Raw genomic sequence first — 23,330 nt, forward strand, 5'->3', positions numbered from 1 at the left:
CCTTCGGTCGGTCAGTGCTGTTGGGTCGTGTTCAGAGCCGTCAGCGGTCGGTGCCGGTCAGACCGGCGTCCGGGTAGACCTGGTCGTCGGGCACCGTCGACGGGCCGGCCGTCACGTTGACACCGAGCGCCTCGTCGAGGGCAGCACCCTCGGGAAGCTCCGGCAGGTCGTCGGCCGGTCGGTGCGCGTCGGGGTGGGCCATGTCGGAGAAGGTGAACTTCTCCTCCTTGCCTTCGCCCTCCGTGTCGATCTTGATGTACTGCCCGGACGTGAACTCGGCGAAGAGGATCTTCTCCGACAGGGCGTCCTCGATCTCGCGCTGGATGGTGCGGCGCAGCGGGCGCGCACCGAGCACGGGGTCGTAGCCCTTCTTGGCGAGCAGGTCCTTGGCCGCGGGCGTGAGCTCGATGCCCATGTCCTTGTCCTTGAGCCGCTTGTCGAGCTTGGCGATCTCGAGGTCGACGATCTGCGTGATCTCCGCCTTGTTGAGGTGCGGGAACACGATGGTGTCGTCGACGCGGTTGAGGAACTCGGGCCGGAAGTGCTGCTTGAGCTCGTCGGTGACCTTGGCCTTCATCCGCTCGTAGTCGGTGCGGCTGTCGGGCCCGGACGAGAAGCCCATGTTGGCCTTGGAGATGTCCCTCGTGCCGAGGTTGGTCGTCATGATGATGACCGTGTTCTTGAAGTCGACCATCCGACCCTGCGAGTCGGTGAGGCGGCCGTCCTCGAGCACCTGCAGCAGCGAGTTGAAGATCTCCGGGTGGGCCTTCTCGACCTCGTCGAAGAGCACGACGGAGAACGGCTTGCGGCGCACCTTCTCGGTGAGCTGGCCGCCCTCTTCGTAACCGACGTAGCCGGGAGGCGAACCGAACAGGCGGCTCACCGTGTGCTTCTCGGAGTACTCGGACATGTCGAGCTGGATCAGCGCGTCCTCGCTGCCGAAGAGGAACTCGGCGAGCGTCTTGGCGAGCTCGGTCTTACCGACACCGGTGGGTCCGGCGAAGATGAACGAGCCACCGGGGCGGCGCGGGTCCTTGAGGCCTGCACGGGTGCGGCGGATCGCCTGGGACAGCGCCTTGACGGCGTCGTCCATGCCGACGATGCGCTTGTGCAGCTCGTCCTCCATGTGGAGAAGCCGGCTCGACTCCTCCTCGGTGAGCTTGAACACCGGGATGCCCGTGCTGGCAGCCAGGACCTCGGCGATGAGCTCCTCGTCGACCTCGGCCACGACGTCCATGTCGCCCGACTTCCACTGGGCCTCACGGGCAGCCTTCTCCTGACGGAGCCGCTTCTCGTCGTCGCGGACGCGGGCCGCGCGCTCGAAGTCCTGGCCGTCGATGGCCGACTCCTTCTCGCGCACGAGCGCCGCGATCTTCTCGTCGAACTCGCGCAGGTCCGGCGGAGCCGTCATCCGGCGGATGCGCAGTCGCGCGCCCGCCTCGTCGATGAGGTCGATCGCCTTGTCGGGCAGGAAGCGGTCGTTGACGTAGCGGTCGGCCATGTTGGCTGCCGCGACGAGCGCGCCGTCGGTGATCGTCACGCGGTGGTGGGCCTCGTAGCGGTCACGCAGACCCTTGAGGATCTCGATGGCGTGCGGCAGCGTCGGCTCCTGCACCTGGATCGGCTGGAAGCGCCGCTCGAGGGCCGAGTCCTTCTCGATGTGCTTGCGGTACTCGTCGAGCGTCGTCGCGCCGATCGTCTGGAGCTCGCCGCGGGCCAGCATCGGCTTGAGGATGCTCGCCGCGTCGATGGCGCCCTCGGCGGCACCCGCACCGACGAGCGTGTGGATCTCGTCGATGAAGATGATGATGTCGCCGCGGGTGCGGATCTCCTTGAGGACCTTCTTCAGCCGCTCCTCGAAGTCACCGCGGTAGCGGCTGCCGGCCACGAGCGAGCCGAGGTCGAGGGTGTAGAGCTGCTTGTCCTTGAGCGTCTCGGGCACCTCGCCCTTGACGATGTCCTGGGCCAGGCCCTCGACGACGGCGGTCTTGCCGACGCCGGGCTCGCCGATGAGGACGGGGTTGTTCTTGGTGCGGCGGGACAGCACCTGCATGACCCGCTCGATCTCTTTCTCACGTCCGATGACCGGGTCGAGCTTGCCCTCTCGGGCGGCCTGCGTGAGGTTGCGACCGAACTGGTCGAGCACGAGCGAGCCCGCGGGCGTGCCCTCGGTCTGGCCCTGGCCGACACCGGCGCCGGCCTTCTCGCCGCTCTGGCCACCCTGGTAGCCGGACAGCAGCTGGATGACCTGCTGGCGCACCTTGTTGAGCTCGGCGCCGAGCTTGACGAGCACCTGGGCGGCGACGCCCTCGCCCTCGCGGATGAGGCCGAGCAGGATGTGCTCGGTGCCGATGTAGCTGTGGCCGAGCTGGAGGGCCTCACGAAGGGAGTACTCGAGGACCTTCTTGGCCCGCGGCGTGAAGGGGATGTGGCCGGTCGGGGCCTGCTGGCCCTGGCCGATGATTTCCTGGACCTGGGCCCGGACCGCCTCGAGCGAGATGTCGAGGGACTCGAGGGCCTTCGCGGCGACGCCTTCGCCTTCGTGGATCAGACCCAGGAGGATGTGCTCGGTCCCGATGTAGTTGTGGTTGAGCAGGCGTGCTTCCTCCTGCGCGAGGACAACCACCCTCCGGGCCCTGTCGGTGAACCGTTCGAACATGTTCTTCTCCTGACTGATCGAGAGACATCTCGATGCTATCCGTGCCCGCTGTGGACGAGCACAACCCGACCAACGCGAGCCGTGCTCGTCCTGTTCCCATCCTGAGCGTGATCGGCTCAGGTTCCGACTCTGTTCGCCGTGGGCGGACAGAACGGGTGCGTGCCCTACTCAAGAAGACGGCATACGCCCCGCCCCCGTTCGGATCGACGTGGACGTACCCGCCCATCCCGACGACGTATGCCGCCCGCCCCCTCACGCCGGCACCGCCAGGTCGCCGGGGCGGCCCGGGAAGTGCCGCCGCCACTCGTCGCGAAGGCGGGGGACCGGCATACCTGCTTGCCTCATCGCCTTCGTGATCCTGACGAGCGTGTTGGCCGGCGTCGAGTAGATGTCGGGCGACACGATGACGAGGCGGCGGATGCGCTCGTCGTCCAGCACCTCGTCGCGGCCGATGTCGGTGAGCCACTGCTCGTCGGACTCGGCGTGCTGACGGCCGTCGTACTCGATGATGAGCGGGAACGGCAGATAGGACAGGTCGTAGCGACGGAGCAGTGCGCCGTCCTCGTCGTGGACCCTGTGGTCGACTTCTGGCTCTGGAAGTCCGGCGAGCACGATGAGCAGCCGCAGGCGTGTCTCCATCGGCGAGTCGACGCCGGGACGGACGAGCGCCGCCGCCCGGCGCGCCAGGCGTGAATATGGACCGGCCTTCTCTCGAGCTCTGGAGGCGAGTGCTTCCGGGGTCGTCCGTTTGCGTCGGACGAGCGAGTCACCGAGCACGACAAGGTCGACGAGCGTCAGGCAGTGCGCCATGTCGAGGAAGGTCTGGGTCGGCGATGTCAGGCGCAGCCCACGCCAGGTCATCACCTGCTGTCCGACCTTGCGACGGTGGGCGGTGATTCCTTCGCGACGAGTCCGGTTCCGCGGGCTGGAGACATGGATGTCGGGATGGTCAGGGACCACGCCACCCCAGAACCGAGCGGCGGTGTGGTGCGAGACGTGGCTGCCCGGGGTGACCACCTTCAGTGCCGCCTCGACGCGGGCTCGCAGCGTGATGGTCGAGCCGCGATCGAGGTGCACACCACGAAAGAGCGGGACGTGCGAGCGGCGGAGCCTTGCATCCGTCAGACCTTGCTTCAGCGCCTCCATACGAAGGACCGGAGTCGGCGTGCGTTCCTGCTCGGGCATGACAGGAACCCTGCCCGCCTGAGCACCGGAGGGCGGCGGCCCATCCACAGGCGTGCGCGAAACCGCGCCGTGGCGCACTTCCAATCCGGTTCGGTCGCCAAGTTTGCGTGAAACCGCGCCGTGGCGCACTTCCAGTCCGGTTCGGTCGGGAAACGGGCGCGAAACTGCGCCATGGCGGGGTGTGGTCAGGGGCGGGTCCTGGTCGCGAACTGTTCGTGGAGGGCCTTGATCTCGGCCTCGAGCTCGGGGGCCGGGCCGTCGACGACTGCTCCCGGCACGACATCGCGGATCGACAGCGCCGCGACCGGTGAGGGGGGCGTGCCCCACGCGGACCGCCACGCCCCCAGTTGCGCGGAGCTGGCGGCATACACGATGCGGCCGAGGCCGACCCACGCGTGCGCCGCCGAGCACATCGGGCAGTGCTCTCCCGAGGTGTAGACCGTGGAGGCCGCGCGCTCCCCGGGTGTCAGGTGCGCTCCGGCCCAGCGGGCGATGGCGAACTCCGGGTGCTGCGTCGCCTCGAGCGCGACGACGTGGTTGTGGTCCTCGAAGAGCACCTCGCCCTCGCCAGAGACGAGCACCGAGCCGAACGGCTCGTCGCCGCGCTCGAAGGCCAGGCGCGCGAGCGCGACGGCGCGCCGCAGGTGCTCCAGGTCCACGTCGCTGACGGTCATGCGACCCTCCCCGTGACGAGCGCGAAGGTCACGAACGCCCCACCGTCGGCCTCGAGCATCGACTGCACGGGCGAGGTGGCTTGGCCCTTGAGCTCCATGACGGCGCGCTCCCACAGCAGCCAGTTCGCGCACGCGTCGACCTGCGCGCGAGCCGTCACCGAGGTGAAGGCACGGCTGAAGTCCCACTGGCTGCGCAGCCACTCGGGGGTGTGCCAGGCCGCGGTCTCGGCGCCGACGACCCGGTCGATGTGCTCGGGGATCTCGCCGAGCTCGCGCACCTCGCTCGTCAGGGCCGGGGTCGCGACGCCGAGCTGCCCTCCGGGCTTGAGGAACGTCGCGAGGTAGGGCGGGTAGTGGTCGCCCGTGCCGAAGTACTCCCAGGCGTCGATGCTGACGATCGCGTCGAAGGAGCCTCGCCCGAAGGGCAGCGCGTGGGCGTCGACGCGCATCGGAAGCACCCGGTCGTCGACGCCCTCCTTGCGGAAGACGGCTCCGGCCTCGGTCGGGTCGACCCACAGGTCGGCCGCGACGACCTCGACGCCGTACTCCTTCGCGAGGAAGACCGACGTCGCGCCCAGGCCCGAGCCGAGGTCGAGCACGCGCATCTCGGGTCGCAGGTCGAGGTCGGTCGCGAGGTCCTCGAGCAGCCACAGCGGGTGCGGTCCCATGTCGAGGTCGACGAGCCACTTCGCGTCGTACTTCGACGACCGTGGGTAGGCGTCGCGGGTCAGGTGGTCGAGGGCGGGCATGTGCCGATCCTCCGTGACGAGAACGTATGCCGTCGAGCCTGTTTCACGAGTCGGCCTCCCTGCCGAGGAGTACGCGTCAGTCGACGCGCGTGAGCACGTCGGGAGTGAGCGAGGCGACGGACGTGTGGCCCGAGAGGGCGAGCTGCAGGTCGAGCTCGGCGCGCAGGTTGCGCAGCACCTGCGACACGCCCTCGGCTCCGGCGAGCGCGAGACCGTAGACGTGTGGGCGCCCGATGCCGACGGCCGTCGCGCCGAGGGCAAGGGCAATGAAAGCATCTGCGCCGTAACGGATCCCGCTGTCGAAGATGACAGGCATCGACGACCCGGCCGCGCGCACTGCGGCCACCACCTCGGGCAGTGCATCGAGTGCCGCCACCGACCGGTCGACCTGTCGCCCGCCGTGGTTGGAGACGTAGACGCCGTCGACACCGGCATCGACGGCTCGTCTGGCGTCGTCCGGGTGCAGGATCCCCTTCAGCACGATCGGCATCGTGGTCAGCGACCGAAGCCGGGGCAGGTCGTCCCACGTCAGCGAGGGCCGGCTGAACACGTCGAGGAACGTCTCGACGGCGGCGCGCGGCTCCGGTGCGGTCAGGTTGTGCCGCGTGCCGCCGGGGTGGTTGCGCGACATGGAGAGCAGGGTCGCGACCGCGGCCGGGGTGGGTCGAGGACGCGGCTCGGGCGTCGCGGCCGCCACCCGCTCGGCGACGAGACGCCGGAAGACGGGGTCCGACGTGTACTGCGCGATACCCTCGCCGCGCGCGAACGGGAGGTGCCCGAGGTCGAGGTCGCGCGGCCGCCAGCCGAGGTATGCCGTGTCGAGCGTGACGACGAGGGCCTCGCTGCCGCAGGCCTCGGCGCGCGACACGAGGCTCTCGACGAGGTCGTCGTCGCTGCTCCAGTAGAGCTGGAACCAGTGGCCGGAGCCCCCGAGCGTCCGGGCGATGTTCTCCATCGGCGTCGACGCCTGGGAGCTGATGATCTGCGTGACGGCCTGCTCGCGCGCACCGCGCGCGACGGCCAGGTCGGCCTCGTCGTGGGCCATCGACAGCACCCCGACGGGGGCGAGGAGGAAGGGGCTCGCATGCCGTCGGCCGAAGAGCTCGACCCCGAGGTCACGCTCCGTCGTGTCGACGAGCATGCGTGGCACGATCCGCCAGCGCGCGAAGGCCTGGACGTTGGCCGAGGCGCTCGCCTCGGACCCGGCCGATCCTGAGACGTAGGCAAACCCCTTGCGGGACATGGCTTTTCGAGCGTCCGACTCGAGCCGGCTTCCGTCGGTCGGGACCTCTGGTCTGTGGCCGAACGCACCGGCACGGTAGATGGCGGACTGCACGGTCCGGCCGAAGCCCTCCGACGGCATACCTTCTCCTCGCGTCTCGGCCGGGGGCGTCGTCGCGCCCGGCCCTCGCCATCCTGCTACGTGAGGCCCTCGCGGGGGCGGGTCACCACGTGACCGAGATCGACTCTCGCCACCAGCGTTCGAGCTCGTCCACCGGTTCGGCGGAGCCGCGGCTCCAGAGTCGCAGGTACAGGTCCAGGGGGTCGCCGGTCCACACGTGCTCGGCGCCTGACGCGTCGGGCGAGCCCGGTCGCACCCTGCGGGTGACGAGAGGTCGGCCCGTCGCGAGCTCGACGAGCCACGCCACGTCGCAGCCATCGGGTGCCACGAGCAGCAGGGTCGACTCCGTGGACCCGCCGGGCGAGGCACCCTTGCGGCTCCGGGTGATGAAACCCACGAGCAGCTCGTCGATGCCGTCGACCGCGACCTCGGGGGCGATCCACGTCTCCTCGGCCCGGGCCGGTCGGCGCAGCCGGGCGCCGAGCGCGTCGACCGCGTGGACGGTCGTCTCGTGGCACTGTCGCCGGGTCCAGAAGAGCCGCGCCGCAGGGGCCTCCTTGAGGAAGACGAACGCCTCGAGGTCGTCGGGTGCATCGACGATGGCCTGCAACAGGCCGGTCGCCCCCTCGTCGAACCAGCCCAGCACGTCAGGCGACTCTCGGCCCTCGACCTCGAGCGGCTCGGGCGGGTCGACCGGCGCACCGCGCAGCTGGCTGGCCGCCCAGCGGTGCACCATCCCCTGGTGAACCACGAGGTCGAGCACGGTCCACCCCGGGCAGGTGGGGACGGGCGCGTCGAGGCCGGCTGCCATGGCGTTGGCGCGCAGCACCGTCGACGCAGCACCGAGCGCATCGCCCAGGGCGTCGAGGGACAGGCCGAGTGGACCGGGCGTCCGCAGCACGTCGTCGTCGAGGTTCACCATCAGAGCCCCTGAAGGTCGCGGGCGAGGTGCGCGAGGGCAGTCGACCCCTTCTCGTTGGCCGCCTTGGCGTCAGGGGAGGAGTAGGTGAGGCGCACGACCACGTTGCCGACCTGCACGACGCCGATGTAGTCGTGCACGGTGCCAGCGGGAGAGGTCCGCGCCAGGTCGACCCGGCCCAGCGGCATACCTTCTGCGACGTCGCGTCGTTCGTTGTTGACCGTCGTCGTGACACCCTTGGCTGGCTTCGGCGCCCGGCACGAAGCGGCGGCGTCGAGCACCGGCTCGACGGCCCGGGCCGCGGACGCGACGTCGGGGTAGGTGATCGCGGCGACGTTCGCGAGGGTGCCCGCCGGGCCCTGCCACGACCGGGCGTACGCGTCTGGTCCGGTCAGCTTGGTCAGGCGCGCGGCGTCGGGGCAGGCAGCCAGGTCGGCCGGCCCCTGCCCCGGCGAGCGGGTCAGCCCGGCCACGTCGTAGCCCTCGAGGTATGCCGCCACGGCCCCGGTCGCGTGCACGCGAGGAGGCGTCAGGCTCGACGGAGGCGCGAGGGGCTCGTCCGACGTGGCCGTCGCCGGCGGCGTCGTGGCTGAGCTCCTCGTGGACGGCACGGCCACGGGCATCGTGGCCGCGGGGTCCGAGCACGCGCCCAGCCAGGGCAGGAAGGTCAGAGGCGTCCCGGCGGCGAGGAGGGCCCGGGCGGTCGGTCGACGCATGGGAGGGAGTCTGCCGCATGAGGACCCCGCTCCGAGGGCGCAGGCGGGTGGGCAGAGTGCAGGCGGGCGGGTGGGCAGTGGGCAGGCGGGCGGGTGGGCAGAGTGCAGGCGGGCGGGTGGGCACGGGCCGGGCCGGCAGGCGACCCGTCGCCGCGGCGGTAGATTTGCCGGGCGGGCGGCCACCGTCGTCCGCCGCAGTCCCACACCCGGGGCCGGCACCCCGGTCCCGACATCCGACACCACCCGAGCACCACCCGGAGGCCCCCGTGGACGCCAGCGACCTGCTGCGCAACTCGCTCCTGCAGCTGTCCAAGCAGGAGAAGATCCGAGACGTCATCGAGAAGGCGCCCGTGTCGCGCTCGGTCGTCAAGCGCTTCGTGCCGGGCGCCGAGCGCGCCGACGTCGTCGGTGCAGCGGCCGAGATCGCTGCCTCCGGGCGGCTGTCGACGATCGACTACCTCGGCGAGGACACCACCGACATGGCGCAGGCGCGGCACACCCGCGACGCCTACGTCTCCCTGCTGACGGCGCTGCGCGACCAGGGCCTCACCGACGGCGGCACGGTCGAGGTGTCGCTCAAGCTGAGTGCCCTCGGTCAGGCGCTCCCCGGTGACGGCAACGCCATCGCGCTCGACCACGCCCGTGAGATCTGCGAGATCGCCAAGCAGGCCGGCACCACGGTGACGCTCGACATGGAGGACCACACGACGACCGACCTCACGCTCGACGCGCTTCGCGAGCTTCGGGCGGACTTCCCGACCGTGGGCGCCGTCGTGCAGGCCTACCTGTACCGCACCGAGGCCGACTGCCGTGACCTCGCGCACGCCGGCTCGCGCGTCCGTCTGTGCAAGGGCGCCTACAAGGAGCCCGAGTCGGTCGCCTTCCAGGCCGGCGCCGAGGTCGACAAGTCCTACGTGCGCTGCCTCAAGATCCTCATGCAGGGCGAGGGCTACCCGATGGTGGCGTCGCACGACCCGCGCCTCATCGAGATCGCCGGGGCGCTCGCGGGCCAGGCCGGCCGCGACCCGAAGTCGTTCGAGTACCAGATGCTCTACGGCATCCGGCCCGAGGAGCAGAAGCGCATCGCCGACCGCGGCGACCAGATGCGCGTCTACATCCCCTACGGCCAGGAGTGGTACGGCTACCTCATGCGCCGCATGGCCGAGAAGCCGGCCAACGTCATGTTCTTCCTGCGCGGCGTCGCGACCAAGGGCTGAGGCGGAGGCACGATGACGACGACGGCCATCTTCGGTGCGGGGGTCATGGGCGAGACGCTGGTCTCCGGCCTGATCCGGTCCGGACGCACGCCGGGCGACCTCGTCGTCACCGGCCGCACCCCCGACAAGGTCAACGCGCTCGCCGAGCGCCATGGCGTACGCGTGCTGCCGAATGCCGAGGCCGCTGACGTCGCCGACACGCTCGTGCTGTGCGTCAAGCCCCAGGACATGGCCGCACTGCTAGACGAGATCCACGACCACGTGGCCCCGGGCAACGCCGTCGTCTCCCTCGCCGCCGGCATCACGACGGAGTTCCTCGAGTCGCGGCTGCCCGAGGGCACGTCAGTCATCCGAGTCATGCCCAACACCCCGGCCCTCGTCGACCAGGGGATGGCCGGCATCTCGCCCGGCCGCCACTGCACCGACGACCACCTCGCCGAGGCCGAGGCGCTGCTCAGCTCGTGCGGCAAGGTGGTGCGCCTCGCCGAGAAGCACCTTGATGCGGTCACCGCGATCTCCGGCTCGGGTCCGGCGTACATCTTCTACGTCGTGGAGGCGATGATCGAGGCCGGAGTGGTGCTGGGACTGCCGCGGGCCACCTCCACCGAGCTCGTCGTCCAGACGCTCTACGGAGCGGCGACCATGCTCCGCGAGACGCACGAGCACCCGACGGTCCTGCGCGAGCAGGTCAGCTCGCCGGGTGGCACGACGGTGGCCGCCTTGCGCCAGCTCGACGACCACAAGGTGCGCGCAGCCTTCGTGACCGCGATGGAGGCCGCGGCCGCGCGGTCCAAGGAGCTGGCCTCCGGGCAGGGCTGAGCAGAGGACGTCGAAGCGCCAGGCGCCGGCCCGTCAGCCCCGGCTCGTCAGGTCGACGGCGTGGCCGCGCTGACCGCGCCCCAGACGTACTGCTGGTCGGGCATCACGACGCGGTAGCTGCGGTGCTGCCACGTCGTGTAGGTGTAGGTGTAGCGGCCGGTGCTCGAGGGGTAGGCGTACTTGAGCGGTCGCCACGGCTGCCCCGGCAGGGCGTACTCGATGGTGCCGCGGACGCCCGACCAGGGTCCGAACGCGTGCGTCGACGTCCAGTAGTGGTAGGCCCGCGCGGTGACACGGACAGCGTGGCGAAGGTACACATGAAGGGGTCGGGGCCGGCCGCCGCAGCGGGGTGGGGCGCCAGCGCGACGGACGCCAGCGCGACGGGGACGGCCGCCAGAGCGAGAGCTCGACGGACGGAGTGGTGTGAGCGCCTCACGCGTGGTGGGCGCGGCACCGACGCGACGGCCTCACGGCGACGGCCCGTGGTGAGATCGTACGCGCCTGAACGGGGCCGGGGCGGGTTCGGCGAAGGGCGGTCGGCCGGTCGCAGGTGACGCCGCTGGTGAGGTGCGGGCACAGTGGACGGGTGCCCGCACGCGACTCTGACCTCCCCGAGACTCCGCCGACCTCCGGCGCCGCCCAGGCCGGCCCGCAGGACGGGACCGCCCGCGGCCCGCGAATGCACCTGCACACGGTCTCGCCCGACGACTGGGAGTCGCACCGAGACGTGCGGCTCGCCATGTTGCAGGACGCGCCCGACGCCTTCTGGTTCACCTACGCCGACGAAGCCGTCTACGACGAGGCCGACTGGCGCGAGCGCATCGAAGGAGCCTGGCTCGTGCAGGCACGCGATGCGGAGGGCATCCTCGGGAGTGCCGGCCTGGGGTCCCACTGGGAACCCGAGCGGGCAACCACCGCAACGTTGTTCGGCATGTACGTGGCTCCACGGGCGCGCGGGAGAGGCGTCGGCGAGGCGCTGGTCCGCGCGGTGCTCGACGAGGCGCGGGGGCTCGGCAAGTCCGAGGTCGTGCTCGAGGTGACCAGTTCGAACGGCGCGGCCGAAGCCCTCTACGCCCGTTGCGGGTTCGAGCGCACCGGTGCCGTCCACGACCACCCGCGCCGGCCCGACCTGACCGAGATCGAGATGGTTTACCGGTTCTGAGCGCCATTGTCGGCCAGCCCCGTTCGTCGTCACTGCGGGAGGGCACCGAACGTTCACCGACCCACTGATGCGTTCGCGTGGTGCGTCGTGCGAAGGTGGACCACATGACCGACATCACCGTGCGTCCCCTCGGCGAGGACGACTGGGAGGACTACCGCTCCGTTCGGCTCTCCGCCCTGCGTGAGTCGCCCGAGGCGTTCGTGGCCACGGTCGACGAGGAAGAGTCCTACGACGAGGCCTTCTGGCGCGAGCGCATGCAGCGTTCGGCCCGTCTCGTCGCGGAGCGAGAGGGCAGCGCCGTCGGCGTCGTCAGCGTCGGCACCGCCAAGGCGGACGACGGTTCCGCGGGAGAGCTCTTCGGGCTCTGGGTGCGACCCGAAGCACGAGGCCTGGGCGTCGCGACCCGCCTCGTCAAGCAGGGTGCGGCGCTGGCCGCCAAGCGCGGCAACTCGCACCTCGTCTACTGGGTCGGCACCGACAACGGGCGCGCCGTCGCCTTCGCGAGCGGGATGGGCTTCCGGCCGACCGACTATCGCCGGCCGATGGGCGTCGTGAGCGAGGAGGACGGCGACGAGGAGGTCGCCATGGTGCTGCCCCTCGGCAACGACCCCGGTCCCCAGCCGCACCTCTGACCGCGCACGAGTCCCGCCTCGGCTGACTTGGCGCGCTTGCCTGGGACGGGGGAAGGCGTCAGAAACCGCGCCGGCCGACGTAGGCCGTTGCGAGCCAGAGCAGCCCGAGTGGGGCCGCCCAGCCGCCCGCGTGGGCCACGACCAGCAGCGCGCACGCGCCGCCGAACAGCAGCCCCTCCACAGCCATCCGCGCCGGGTCGGCGAGCCGGTGTTTCGCCCGCGGCGCGACCCACGCACCCCACACCCCTGCCGCGACCGCGGGAAGCAGCACGGCGAGCAGGACCCCGAACCAGACGCCGGCCGAGGCCCGTCCGAGCACCCAGCCGGTGGTGCCGAGGGCGGCGAGCAGGCTGAGCTCGGCGACGAACCGGCCCGCTGCAAAGACCGCCGTCATCCCCACGGAACCCCGACCTCGCGAGAGCCGGCCGGCGGTTCAGGCGCTGCATCGGACACAGAACTCCTTGTCTCCCAAGCGCCGTCGCCGGTCTCAGACATTGCCTTCTTGCTCACGGTCGGGCTGCGAACCGCTCGATCAGCTCGGTCGGGCCACTGACGATGAGCATGTGGTGCGCCGAGATCTTCGTCTGCGGCACGGCATACGTGAAGTCCTCGCCGGGAGCCTTGACGCCCACGATCGTGACCCCGTACTTACGCCGCACCTGGCTCTGCTCGAGGGTGAAACCGATGGTCTCGCTCGGCGGCTTGAGCTTGACGATGGCGAAGCCGTCGTCGAACTCGATGTAGTCGAGCATCTTGCCGTTGACGAGGTGGGCGACCCGTCGACCCGAGTCGGCCTCGGGGGAGATCACGTGGTGCACCCCGATGCGGTCGAGGATGCGCTTGTGCTCGGGCGACATCGCCTTGGCCCAGATCGAGGGCACCCCGGCATCGACGAGGTTGGCAGCCGCGAGGACCGACGACTCCACCGACGACCCGATGCCGACGATGGCGATCTTGGGCTCGGCGTCGCGGATCATGTCGAGCCCCGTCGCGTGCGAGAGGTCGGCGTGGACGACCTTCGCCACCTTGTTGACGTAGCTCTCGGCGATCGCGTTGTCGCGCTCGACAGCGATGACCCGGTGACCGAGCCGGGTCAGCTCGAGCGCCACGGCGGAGCCGAAGCGTCCCAGCCCGATGACGATCACGTCGTCGTCGAAGAGCCGGTTGCGGGCCATGGGTTGTACCTCCGTCGTCCGGGTCGCGTTTCCGCGATAGCGTCTCAATCATGCCAACTCAGGCCAGGGTCGTCTGGGACTCCTCCTTCACGAGGTACAACTTCGGCCCAACGCACCCGATGGCACCGGTGCGCCTCGACCTCACGGCACGCCTCTGCCAGGCCCTCGGGGTCTTCGACATCGACGGCGTCGAGGTGGTCGGCGCGGAAGTGGCCTCCGACGAGCTGCTCGCGACGATCCACGACCCCGACTACCTCGCCGCGGTCAAGGCCGCGTCGGCCGACCCGCGGTCGGCCGACGAGGCGTACGGCCTCGGCACCGACGACGACCCCGCCTTCGAAGGCATGCACGAGGCGAGCTCGCGGGTCGTCCAGGGCACCGTCGACAGCTGCCGTGCCGTCTGGGAGGGCGAAGCCGCCCACGCCGTGAACTTCACCGGCGGCCTGCACCACGCGATGCGCGGCGCAGCCAGCGGCTTCTGCGTCTACAACGACATCGCCGTCGGCATCCAGTGGCTGCTCGACCACGGCGCCGAGCGGGTCGCGTACGTCGACGTCGACGTCCACCACGGCGACGGCGTCGAGCGGATCTTCTGGGACGACCCGCGGGTGCTCACGATCTCCGTCCACGAGACCGGCCGCGCGCTCTTCCCGGGCACCGGCTGGCCCGGAGACGTCGGAGGCAAGGAGGCCGAGGGCAGCGCGGTCAACGTCGCCCTCCCTCCGGGCCTCTCGGACGCCGGGTGGCTGCGCGCCCTGCACGCCGTGGCCGACCCCGTCGTCCGGGCGTTCAAGCCCGACGTGCTCGTCACCCAGCACGGCTGCGACACCCACACCGAGGACCCCCTCGCCCACTTCGCCGTCACGGTCGACGCACAGCGCGCCGCCGCCGACGCGATGCACCGGCTCGCCCACGAGGTCTGCGAGGGCCGCTGGGTGGCGCTCGGCGGCGGCGGCTACGAGGTCGTCGGCGTCGTGCCCCGCACCTGGACGCACCTGACAGCCATCGCCGCCCACGCCCCGATCAAGACCGCCGCCGAGGTCCCCGAGGACTGGCGCTCGCACGTCGAGCAGGTCTTCGGCCGCCCCGGCCCGCGGCGCATGGGCGACCTGACCGCAGAGGACGGCCCCCTGTGGTGGCGGTCCTGGGAGATGGGCTACGACCCCGCCAGCGAGGTCGACCGCGCCGTCATGGCCACACGCACCGCCGTCTTCCCCCTCCACGGACTCGACATCCACTTCGACTGAGTCTTCTGCGCTCGCTTCGCTTCGCGCGGGCCGCGGCGCCCTCGTGACGTCGCCTTCCTCCGCTTCGCTCGCTCGTTCCTCGCTCGCTGCGCTACGTCCAGGCGACGCCGGCGCCTCGACCTGTTGTTGGCGCCTCGCTTCGCTCGCGCCGAAACCGGGTTGGTCGACGGCAGGGTGAGCGCTTAGCCTTGGCACACGGCGACGACGGGCCTGACGATCCTGAGCCGAGCACGACCAGAGGCCGTCCGCGATCCGCGGCGGCGAAGGTGTGGTGGCACAGCGACATTCCCCATCGCCCACACCTCCGGGGCACCAACCCTCTGGAGGTGAACGGAATGCAACCAACCCAATCCACAACCCTTGCTCCGCGCGTGCTCGCGCGGGACCTCGGCTCCGTCGAGTCCGGCGAACGAGCCACCCTCGCCGGCTGGGTCCATCGGCGTCGAGTGCTCGCGAGCGTCACGTTCCTCGTGCTGCGCGACCGGACGGGCCTGGCGCAGGTCGTCGTCAAGGACGAGGCGACCATGGCACAGCTGGCCGGCCTGCCCGAGGAGACCGTCGTCGAGGTGACCGGAACGGTGTCGGCCAACCCGTCCGCGCCCGGCGGCGCCGAGCTCGTCGAGCCGACGGTCACGCCGCTCACCGAGCCGGCTGCCGCGCCGCCGGTCGAGCTGTGGCGCCCCACCTTCGGGGCCGGGCTCCCGACGCACCTCGACCACGCCGCGGTCACGCTGCGTCACCCGAGGCACCGTGCGGCCTGGCAGATCGCGAGCGCGTCGATGCGCGGATTCCGTTCTGCGCTGGGCGCGCTCGAGTTCACCGAGATCGCCACGCCGAAGCTCGTCGGCACCGCGACCGAGTCCGGCGCCAACGTCTTCACCGTCGACTACTTCGGTCGCACGGCCTACCTCGCGCAGAGCCCGCAGCTCTACAAGCAGATGCTCGTCGGGGTCTTCGAGCGCGTCTTCGAGGTCGGCCCGGTCTTCCGTGCAGAACCGCACGACACGGTGCGACACCTCGCGCAGTACACCTCGCTCGACGCCGAGCTCGGGTTCATCCGCGACCACCGCGACGTGCTGGGCATCCTGCGCACGGCCATCGCTGGAATGGTCGAGGCAGTCACCACGTATGCCGGCGACGCCGCTGCACTCCTCGGCATCGAGCTGCCCCGGGTGCCGGACGAGTTCCCCGTCATCCACTTCAGCGACGCGCTCGCCAAGCTCGGCGCCGACCCCGACGAGCCAGACCTCAGCCCGGCGCACGAGCGCGCGCTGGGGGAGTGGGCGCGGGCGGCATACGGCTCGGACTTCCTTGCGGTCGAGGGCTACCCGATGGGCAAGCGGCCTTTCTACACACACCCGCAGCCCGGCGACGAGCGGTGGAGCAACAGCTTCGACCTGCTGTTCCGCGGTCTCGAGCTGACGACCGGCGGGCAGCGCCTGCACCGACCGTCCGACTACGCCGCGGCGATGGCACGCACCGGGACCGACCCGGCGGTGCTGTCCGGCTACCTCGACGCCTTCGCGCACGGGATGCCTCCGCATGGCGGCTTCGCCATTGGTCTGGAAAGGTGGGTGGCGCGCCTGACCGGCGCCGAGAACGTGCGCGAGGTGACGCTCTTCCCGCGTGACCTGCATCGGCTCCAGCCGTGACGAGCGCGTGACGGGCCACGGACGAGCGCACTCTGACGACGACCAGCCGGGAGATCCACAGGGATCCCACCGGCGTGTCGAGTTGCGTCGGGCCGATTCGTTACACGGTTCGCTTCCCCTCCAGTCACATCTGCCCCTAGTGTTGCTTCTTGCACCTGCGTGAAGTTTCGTCGGAGGGGAAGCCGTCGACGCGCGTGTGCAACCCACCTGAAGATCGGGGTAACACATGTCGAATGAGCGTCAGCTCGCCGAGGTGCGGTTTCTGACCGTCGCCGAGGTCGCCTCGATCATGCGCGTGTCGAAGATGACGGTCTACCGACTCGTCCACGGCGGAGACCTTCCGGCCGTACGCGTCGGCCGCTCGTTCCGGGTTCCGGAGGACGCGGTTCACAAGTATCTCCAGACCTCCTACATCGACACCGCGTGAGCACGGCGTGACACCCGCGTCACCACGCACCCGACGGGGCGGCCACGACCACCAGGTCGAGCCGCCCCTTCGGCGTCGCCGCAGGTGGGCGGGCTGAGAAACCGGACACTCCTTTTGGGCCAGAGGGCCCGCACCCGCTAGGCTGGGGAGCCTGTTCGGCTCGTGAAGTTCGACCTCGCCTCTTCGAGGTGTGTCGACGCAGGTCGGCATCAGCTCAGTCAGAGACAAGTCGCACGACAAGGACAAACATGGGTTCTGTCATCAAGAAGCGCCGTAAGCGGATGGCGAAGAAGAAGCACCGCAAGCTGCTGCGGAAGACGCGTCACCAGCGTCGCAACAAGAAGTGACCTGAGTTTCCTCAGGTTTCGGCGGTTCGCCCCGCACGCTCTCGACCCTCACCGACGGTGGGGGTCGTTCGCGTCTCCGGGGCAGTGTCGGGTGCGTCGGGCGGACCTCCGATGAGGCACGTGGGCCTCGCCACATCAGCGCCCCCAGCGGCCACGCAGACCACGTATGCCGCGGCGCCTCGGTAGGCTGCATGTGCGGGGGAGCGAGTCTCCTCCGCCAGCTTCAGCACACGTCCGCAGCGACCGACGACAGGAGGAGCCGATGGCCAAGGTCGTCCTCGTGACGGGGGTGTCCCGCTACCTCGGCGGCCTCTACGCGCGCCGCCTCTCGGCCGACCCGTCGATCGAGCGGATCCTCGGGGTCGACGTCGTGCCCCCGAAGCACTCGATCGGGCGGGCCGAGTTCGTGCGCGCCGACATCCGCAACCCGATGATCGGGCGCATCATGGCGCAGGCCTCGGTCGACACGGTCGTGCACATGAACGTCATCGCGACGCCCAAGGACACCGGCGGGCGGGTGACGCAGAAGGAGATCAACGTCATCGGCACGATGCAGCTGCTCGCTGCCTGCCAGAAGTCCGAGTCCGTGACCCGCCTCGTCGTGAAGTCGTCGGCTGCCGTCTACGGTTCCTCGCCACGTGACCCTGCGATGTTCAGCGAGGACATGAACCCCAAGACGCTGCCGCGCACCGGGTTCGGCAAGGACTCCGTCGAGGTCGAGGGCTACGTGCGCGGCTTCTCGCGCCGCCGGCCCGACGTCGAGATCACGATGCTGCGCTTCGCCAATGTCGTCGGTCCCAGCATCCACACCGCGATCACCGACTACTTCTCGCTGCCCGTCGTCCCGGTGCCGCTCGGGTTCGATGCGCGGTTTCAGTTCATCCACGAGAACGACGCCACCGCGGCGATGATCCTGGCCACGACCGGACCCGCCGTGGGGATCGTCAACGTGGCCGGCGACGGCTTCCTCACCGTCACGCAGTGCACGGCCATCGCCCGCCGCCCGATCCTGCCCCTCCCGCTCGCGGCCGCGGGCCTCATCGGCAACATCGTCAAGCGCAGCGGCCTCGCCGACTTCTCGTCCGACCAGCTGACCTTCCTCGCGTTCGGGCGTGGCCTCGACACCCACCGAATGCGGTCGGTGTTCGGCTTCGACCCGCACTACACCACCCGTTCGGCCTTCGAGGACTACGCCAGCCACCTGCGTCCGGCCGTGCCCGGTGTCGAAGGTGTCGGCGACGTCGTCAGTGATGCTGCCGGCGGCACGGCGGCAGCCATCTCCCGAGTCTTCGACAGGATCCAGCCGTGACGACCGAGCCGACCGACCCGACTCAGTCGACCGGGCAGAGCGCACCGACCTCGGGGAGCGCGCAGGCTGCGACGGCCACCCCTGAGGAGGTCGCCGCGAAGCCCACCGCGGCGAAGAAGGCGGCGGCCAAGAAGACGGCGGCCAAGAAGACCTCGGCGAGCAAGGCCGCGGTCGCGAAGGCCCCCGAGACGGCCCCCGCCACCAAGGACATCGCGACCAAGCCCACCCCCAAGAAGAGCTCTGCCAAGAAGGCCACGGGCAAGAAGGCATCGGACGAGAAGGCATCGGACGAGAAGACGCCCGCCGAGAAGGCAGCTCCAGCTTCCCGCGGGACGTCCACTCGGGCGCGTTCGGGCGGGGCGTTCGCGGCAGGCGCCGCACGGGCGTCGGGTGAGCGGCGACGTCGCACCGGGACGCCCCTGCTGCCGGCCCAGCCGGTCGAGGTGAGCGACGCGCGACGCCGGTCGGTCGGAGCGGCCGGCCCCACACCGACCGACGCGGTGGTGGAGGTGACCGACACGCCGGTGACCGTCGACGTGCCGACCGGACGGGCCGATGACGTCGAGCTCGCCACCATGGAGCCGAGCCCAACGACCACCGCCGACGTCACGGCGATCGACGACTCGGCCATCGACGACGCGGCCACCCACGACATCGCCACCGGCGACGTGACCATGTCCGCGTCCGCCGACGACGCCCTAGCGCCGACCGAGTCGACCGAGCCGACCGAGCCGACCACTCAGCGCAGCCGGCCGAGCCGGGCCTCGATGCGTTCGACCCGTCGCACCACGAACGGTGAGCCGAAGCGCCTGCGCGCCGTGCCACCTGTGCGCGAGCCCGCCCCCAGCGACGCCCAGCCGGACGCCCAGGGCAGCGGGCGGCATACGCGATCGGGTGACGAGGGCTGGGAGCACGCGCTCACCTCCGGCCTGCAGTCGCGGGCCGAGAAGCTCGTCGGCGCCGTGCTCGAGGGGGCCGAGTTCACCTCCGAGTCGCGGCCGGGGCCGGCCGAGCTCGTCGAGCTCGCGGTGAACGTCCTGCGTGCCGCGGCGTCGTCGGCCGGGGTCCCGGCGGAGGACGTCGAGCGCCAAATCGCCGAGACCCTCTCCTACCTGCGGCGCCGCCTGTCGGGTGACTACGTCGTCGATGAGTTCGGCTTCGACGAGGACTACACGATCAACGTCCACCTCCCCCTGCTGCGACCGCTGTACAAGAAGTGGTTCAGGGTCGAGGTGCGCGGCATCGACAACATCCCCGACGAGGGCGGTGCGCTGGTCGTCGGCAACCACTCCGGCACGGTCGCGATGGACTCGCTCATGACGCAGGTCGCCGTCTACGACGAGCACCCGAAGAAGCGTCACCTGCGCATGCTCGGGGCCGACCTCGTCTTCCAGATGCCCTTCATCGGCACCATGGCACGCCGCTCCGGCACCACCTTGGCGGCCAACACCGACGCCGAGCGCCTGCTCGCGGGCGGCTCGCTCGTCGGGGTCTGGCCGGAGGGTTTCAAGGGCGTCGGCAAGCCGTTCAGCGAGCGCTACAAGCTGCAGCGCTTCGGCCGGGGTGGCTTCGTCTCCGCGGCCCTGCGTGCGGGCGTGCCGATCGTGCCGGTCTCGATCGTCGGCGCCGAGGAGATCTATCCCATCCTCGGCAACATGCCGGCCGTGGCCCGACTGCTCGGCCTGCCGTACGCCCCGATCACCCCGACGTTCCCGCTGCTCGGCCCGCTCGGCATGGTGCCGCTGCCGAGCAAGTGGCTCATCGAGTTCGGCCCGCCGATCCAGACGACCACGTTCGGGCCGGAGGCCGCCGACGACCCGATGCTCGTCTTCGACCTCACCGACCAGGTGCGCGAGACGATCCAGCAGACGCTCTACAGCCTGCTCATGCAGCGCAAGTCCGTCTTCCTCTGACGGAGCCGACGGCCCGACGGGCCCGCTCGCGTATGCCGCCGCGCCCGGTCACGCGGGAGACGCGTGGTGTCGCGCGGGCAACCGTCAGGGCAGCAGCGTGGTCGGGAGCGTCGCCGCAGGAAGCCGCGGCAGGGCGGGTGGAGTGACGACGAGCGTCGGCAGCGGGATCGTCGCGCCGGGCAGCGTGATGCCGCCACCGCCGACCCCAACGGTGGTGCTCGAGACACCGACGCGCGGCAGGCTCACGGTCGCGCCGGGGAGGGTCACCCCGCCCCCGCCGACGCCCACCGACGTGCTGTTGACGCCGGCACCGGGCAGGTTGATCGTGCCGCCCGGCAGCGTGACGCCGCCCGTGACGCTCACGCCACCCGGAAGCGGCACCGTGGGCAGCGGCGCCGTCGGCAGGCCCCCGCCCGGGAGCGTGGCGGACGGCAGCTGAGGACGGGGCAGGGACGCGGACGGCCGGGGCAGGGACGCGGACGGCCGCGGCGCGGAGGCCGACGGGCGCGGGGTCGACCCAGTCGTCGGCCGGAACGAGGTGATCCCGCTGAGCAGCTGCTTGGCCTGGTCGGCGCGGTCGCCGCAGACGGTGCACGACGCGAGGTCGCGCAGCGTGGCCACCTGGCCCGCACCCAGCAGGTCGCGCAGCCGCTGCCAGGCCGGCAGGGAGCCGGCCGGCACGCGCGGTCGCATCGCGTCGACCTGCGGGATCGCCCGGGTGTAGAAGTCGGACAGCTCGGTCAACGCGTCGGCCCGACCGTCGGTGCGGTAGGCCTCGGCGAGGATCGTCTGGGCGCGCCGGGTGGCGTCGGAGGCCGAGTCGTAGGCCGTGTCGAGGTCGTGCGTCGAGGGCCCGCCACGGTCGATCAGGGTGCGCGCATCACTGATGTGCTCCTGCGCCTGGGCCAGGTAGGTCAGCCCCTGGTCGTAGCGCGAGCCGGCCAGCTGGACGGCCGTGCGGTCGAGGAGCTGCTTCACGCCGTAGAGCGCGTCGCCGGGCACCGCGGACCTCGCGGCGAACCCGAGCGCCCCGCCGAGAACCAGGATGGCTGCGGCTGCCGCCGCCAGGAACTTGAGCGGGCGAGCGGCGACGCGCAGCACCGAGACGGTGCCACCGGCACCGGGACGCTCGGGACCGGAGGGCTTCTCGGGCGCCGTCGTCGAGGAGCTCTCCAGAACGCCGTCGGCGTCGGTGTCGGGCGCGCCGGTGGCAGCGGAGCCGGGAGCGTCACCGTCGACAGGGACCGGCACGAACGGGACCACGGTCGTGGCGTCGTCGGCAAGGAGTCTGGCCCGCAGGTCGGACACGAACTCGGCCCGAGGGGCGAGCCCGGCCTGGTCGACCGACTGGACGGCGTGGAGCACCGCGACGAGCTCGAGGATGCCGGGGTCGGTCACCCGCTCGCCGTCGAGGGCGCGCTGCAGCAGCTCGCCGTCGGCGTTGGCGCCGAGGTCCATGGTCCCCTCCTTCGGTCTCGAGTGCTGGTCTGCTGGTTTGTGGTGCTGGCTGTGGTGCTTGCAGGTGATGGGCTGCTGGTCTGCGGGGTCGCGCCCGTCAGGGCGTCCGGCGCCCAGACGTCGGACCCAGGGGTCCGAGCAGGCCGGCCGCGACGCGGCATACCTCGGGTACAACGGCGAGGGGTGGGTCGTGCTGGTCGTTCGTCAGGGCCTCCAGCACCATCGTCGCTGCCATCGAGCCGTCTGCGTTCACGCGATCCACGGTCGCGCCGGTCGGCGCGCCGAGCGTTGGTCCGGGTCCACACGCACCGTCCCTACGCCGTGAGAACGACGCTGGCGTGGACGGGGTTACGCCCTTCACAGCTCGACTCCTTCGAGCGACTTGCGCAGCGCGCGGGTGGCTCGCAGCTGGAGCTGCTTGACGGCCCCTTCCGACTTGCCGATCACCTTGGCGGTGTCGGCGAGGCTGAGGCCCTGGAGGAAGCGCAGCGTGATGCACTCGGCCTGGTCGGGGCCGAGGGCCTTGATCGCCTCGACCAGGCGCTCGTCGCGCAGTCGCGTGAGCACCTCGGCGTCGGGGGCATCGACCCGCTCGTCGGCGTCGCGCATGTCGGCCGTCGCGACCTCGAAGCGGAACTTGGCCGACTTCACGTGGTCGGCGATGAGGTTGCGGGCGATGGTGACGAACCACGCCGCGATGTCCTTGCCCTGCCAGGTGAAGGAGTCGATGCGACGCATGGCCCGCAGGAAGGTCTCGGAGGTGATGTCCTCGGCGAGGGACCGGTTGGCCACCCGCACGAGCACGTAGCGGAAGACCGTGTCGACATAGCTGTCGTAGAGCTGGGCGAAGGCCTCCTTGTCGCCACCCTGGGCCAGCTCGACGAGAGCGGCGATGCGGGCCTGCTCCGCGGCGTCGCGCTCCGGGTGCACCCGCCTCGGCCCGAGCGGCCCCGTCGGCGGCCCGAACTGGAGGGGTGCTGCGCTGTCGTTGGCGAGAGACGCCCAGATCGCGTCGAGTGCGGCCCGCCACGTGGGCAGCGAAGGCGTGAGGGCAGGCGCGACCGACACCATCGCCGGGATCGTCCGCGGCGCGGAGACAGGGGCGGGTCGGCGGGCCGACGTCCTGTTCGAGCGCATTGGGGACAGTCTGTCGGACCGGGGGCCCATCTGGGAGTCCGACCGGCTTTTGTGGCGCAAAACCTACTCATGGGTACGTTTGCGCCCCACGCGTCCCAGACAGAGGCGGTCCGCCGAGGCCTGGGCCGCCTAGAGTTGGTCCATGACGAGCGATCAGCCTGCAGTCGAGGGCGAGCCGCGTGTCGTCCTGCTGGGCCGACCCGGCTGCCACCTGTGCGACGCAGCACGCGAGGTCGTGGTCCGGGTCACTGGCGAGCTGGGCGTGTCCTGGTCCGAGCAGTCGATCGACGACGACCCCGAGCTGCTGCGTCGCTACGCCGAACAGATCCCGGTGACCTTCGTCGACGGGCGACGCCACGACTTCTGGCGCGTCGACGAGACCCGGCTGCGAGCGGCGCTGCGCTGACGGCGACCGAGCACTCAGGCCCCTGGGCGGCTCGTTCGCGCGGGGTTCTGCACGACCTGCCTCAGGGCCGCGTCCCATGCCGTGGTAAGTCCGCGAAAGTCAACTTTGTGCATGCCTTCACAAACGTCTAGCCTGATCAGGTCCCCACGTGCTCCGCGTTCGGCTCACTTTCGACCCGAACGCCT

24 protein-coding genes are annotated in these 23,330 nt (G+C 70.9%); 11 read left to right on the forward strand and 13 right to left on the reverse strand.

What is annotated here, in order from left to right:
• Positions 1-40: 40 nt before the first annotated feature.
• The 7 genes from AC1DE0_RS17240 to AC1DE0_RS17270 all read right to left on the reverse strand — a co-directional run bounded on the left by AC1DE0_RS17240 (position 41) and on the right by AC1DE0_RS17270 (position 8,244).
• The gene (locus AC1DE0_RS17240; RefSeq protein WP_478102856.1) at positions 41-2,659 is read right to left on the reverse strand and encodes an ATP-dependent Clp protease ATP-binding subunit; all 2,619 of its coding nucleotides are present in this window, start codon (positions 2,657-2,659) and stop codon (positions 41-43) included.
• Positions 2,660-2,911: 252 nt separating this feature from the next.
• Positions 2,912-3,973, reverse strand: a complete 1,062-nt coding sequence (locus AC1DE0_RS17245; protein WP_478102859.1) for a hypothetical protein — start codon at positions 3,971-3,973, stop codon at positions 2,912-2,914.
• Positions 3,974-4,029: 56 nt separating this feature from the next.
• Entirely contained in the window at positions 4,030-4,518 is a 489-nt protein-coding gene (locus AC1DE0_RS17250) for a nucleoside deaminase (RefSeq protein ID WP_478102861.1), read from the reverse strand.
• Positions 4,515-5,267, reverse strand: a complete 753-nt coding sequence (locus AC1DE0_RS17255) for an SAM-dependent methyltransferase (protein ID WP_478102863.1) — start codon at positions 5,265-5,267, stop codon at positions 4,515-4,517. Before AC1DE0_RS17255 ends, AC1DE0_RS17250 begins: the two co-directional genes overlap by 4 nt.
• Before the next feature lie 76 nt (positions 5,268-5,343).
• Entirely contained in the window at positions 5,344-6,630 is a 1,287-nt protein-coding gene (locus AC1DE0_RS17260) for an alpha-hydroxy-acid oxidizing protein (RefSeq protein WP_478102865.1), read from the reverse strand.
• Positions 6,631-6,712: 82 nt separating this feature from the next.
• Positions 6,713-7,531: a maleylpyruvate isomerase N-terminal domain-containing protein gene (locus AC1DE0_RS17265; protein ID WP_478102867.1), complete on the reverse strand. Its 819-nt coding sequence runs from the start codon at positions 7,529-7,531 to the stop codon at positions 6,713-6,715.
• Positions 7,531-8,244 carry a hypothetical protein gene (locus AC1DE0_RS17270; protein WP_478102870.1) on the reverse strand — a complete coding sequence of 238 codons (714 nt, stop codon included), beginning with the start codon at positions 8,242-8,244 and terminating at the stop codon, positions 7,531-7,533. The genes AC1DE0_RS17265 and AC1DE0_RS17270 overlap by 1 nt, the downstream gene beginning before the upstream one ends.
• 266 nt (positions 8,245-8,510) lie before the next feature.
• Here AC1DE0_RS17270 and AC1DE0_RS17275 point away from each other — a divergent pair, with 266 nt between their 5' ends.
• Together AC1DE0_RS17275 and proC are read left to right on the forward strand one after the other, a co-directional pair.
• Complete coding sequence (locus tag AC1DE0_RS17275; RefSeq protein WP_478102872.1) at positions 8,511-9,461, forward strand: proline dehydrogenase family protein; 951 nt, start codon at positions 8,511-8,513, stop codon at positions 9,459-9,461.
• Between the two features lie 12 nt (positions 9,462-9,473).
• Entirely contained in the window at positions 9,474-10,280 is an 807-nt protein-coding gene (gene proC / locus AC1DE0_RS17280) for a pyrroline-5-carboxylate reductase (protein WP_478102874.1), read from the forward strand.
• Positions 10,281-10,327: 47 nt separating this feature from the next.
• Here the strand turns inward: proC and AC1DE0_RS17285 are convergent, their stop codons facing one another.
• A complete protein-coding gene (locus AC1DE0_RS17285; protein WP_478102877.1) occupies positions 10,328-10,597 on the reverse strand; it encodes a hypothetical protein in 270 nt (89 codons plus the stop codon).
• 269 nt (positions 10,598-10,866) lie between these two features.
• On the opposite strand from AC1DE0_RS17285, the gene AC1DE0_RS17290 reads away from it, so the two are divergent.
• Together AC1DE0_RS17290 and AC1DE0_RS17295 are read left to right on the forward strand one after the other, a co-directional pair.
• The gene (locus AC1DE0_RS17290) at positions 10,867-11,442 is read left to right on the forward strand and encodes a GNAT family N-acetyltransferase (RefSeq protein WP_478102879.1); all 576 of its coding nucleotides are present in this window, start codon (positions 10,867-10,869) and stop codon (positions 11,440-11,442) included.
• A gap of 104 nt (positions 11,443-11,546) precedes the next feature.
• Entirely contained in the window at positions 11,547-12,074 is a 528-nt protein-coding gene (locus AC1DE0_RS17295; RefSeq protein WP_478102883.1) for an N-acetyltransferase family protein, read from the forward strand.
• A 58-nt stretch (positions 12,075-12,132) separates the two neighbouring features.
• Here the strand turns inward: AC1DE0_RS17295 and AC1DE0_RS17300 are convergent, their stop codons facing one another.
• Positions 12,133-12,468, reverse strand: a complete 336-nt coding sequence (locus tag AC1DE0_RS17300) for a YrdB family protein (RefSeq protein WP_478102886.1) — start codon at positions 12,466-12,468, stop codon at positions 12,133-12,135.
• A 112-nt stretch (positions 12,469-12,580) separates the two neighbouring features.
• Positions 12,581-13,249, reverse strand: a complete 669-nt coding sequence (locus AC1DE0_RS17305) for a potassium channel family protein (protein ID WP_478102888.1) — start codon at positions 13,247-13,249, stop codon at positions 12,581-12,583.
• 50 nt (positions 13,250-13,299) lie between these two features.
• Here AC1DE0_RS17305 and AC1DE0_RS17310 point away from each other — a divergent pair, with 50 nt between their 5' ends.
• The 6 genes from AC1DE0_RS17310 (at position 13,300) to AC1DE0_RS17335 (ending at position 20,144) form a co-directional block, all read left to right on the forward strand.
• Positions 13,300-14,496, forward strand: a complete 1,197-nt coding sequence (locus AC1DE0_RS17310) for an acetoin utilization protein AcuC (RefSeq protein WP_478102891.1) — start codon at positions 13,300-13,302, stop codon at positions 14,494-14,496.
• Between the two features lie 371 nt (positions 14,497-14,867).
• The gene (aspS, locus tag AC1DE0_RS17315) at positions 14,868-16,148 is read left to right on the forward strand and encodes an aspartate--tRNA(Asn) ligase (RefSeq protein WP_478102893.1); all 1,281 of its coding nucleotides are present in this window, start codon (positions 14,868-14,870) and stop codon (positions 16,146-16,148) included.
• 226 nt (positions 16,149-16,374) lie between these two features.
• Complete coding sequence (locus AC1DE0_RS17320) at positions 16,375-16,575, forward strand: helix-turn-helix domain-containing protein (protein ID WP_020145054.1); 201 nt, start codon at positions 16,375-16,377, stop codon at positions 16,573-16,575.
• A 248-nt stretch (positions 16,576-16,823) separates the two neighbouring features.
• Positions 16,824-16,922: a 30S ribosomal protein bS22 gene (locus AC1DE0_RS17325; protein WP_003792170.1), complete on the forward strand. Its 99-nt coding sequence runs from the start codon at positions 16,824-16,826 to the stop codon at positions 16,920-16,922.
• Between the two features lie 262 nt (positions 16,923-17,184).
• Entirely contained in the window at positions 17,185-18,231 is a 1,047-nt protein-coding gene (locus AC1DE0_RS17330; protein WP_478102897.1) for an NAD-dependent epimerase/dehydratase family protein, read from the forward strand.
• Positions 18,228-20,144, forward strand: coding sequence for a lysophospholipid acyltransferase family protein (locus tag AC1DE0_RS17335; RefSeq protein WP_478102901.1), 1,917 nt, complete (start codon positions 18,228-18,230; stop codon positions 20,142-20,144). Before AC1DE0_RS17330 ends, AC1DE0_RS17335 begins: the two co-directional genes overlap by 4 nt.
• 84 nt (positions 20,145-20,228) lie before the next feature.
• Here AC1DE0_RS17335 and AC1DE0_RS17340 read toward each other — a convergent pair whose 3' ends face one another.
• From AC1DE0_RS17340 to AC1DE0_RS17350, 3 genes are all read right to left on the reverse strand, one after another.
• Positions 20,229-21,602: a DUF5667 domain-containing protein gene (locus tag AC1DE0_RS17340; protein ID WP_478102904.1), complete on the reverse strand. Its 1,374-nt coding sequence runs from the start codon at positions 21,600-21,602 to the stop codon at positions 20,229-20,231.
• Between the two features lie 97 nt (positions 21,603-21,699).
• Complete coding sequence (locus tag AC1DE0_RS17345; RefSeq protein WP_478102907.1) at positions 21,700-21,855, reverse strand: hypothetical protein; 156 nt, start codon at positions 21,853-21,855, stop codon at positions 21,700-21,702.
• Between the two features lie 104 nt (positions 21,856-21,959).
• Complete coding sequence (locus tag AC1DE0_RS17350; RefSeq protein ID WP_478102909.1) at positions 21,960-22,739, reverse strand: RNA polymerase sigma factor; 780 nt, start codon at positions 22,737-22,739, stop codon at positions 21,960-21,962.
• A gap of 142 nt (positions 22,740-22,881) precedes the next feature.
• Here AC1DE0_RS17350 and AC1DE0_RS17355 point away from each other — a divergent pair, with 142 nt between their 5' ends.
• Positions 22,882-23,145, forward strand: a complete 264-nt coding sequence (locus tag AC1DE0_RS17355; protein ID WP_478102913.1) for a glutaredoxin family protein — start codon at positions 22,882-22,884, stop codon at positions 23,143-23,145.
• Positions 23,146-23,330 lie beyond the last annotated feature (185 nt).

It is taken from the genome of Terrabacter sp. 05T424, assembly GCF_056396225.1.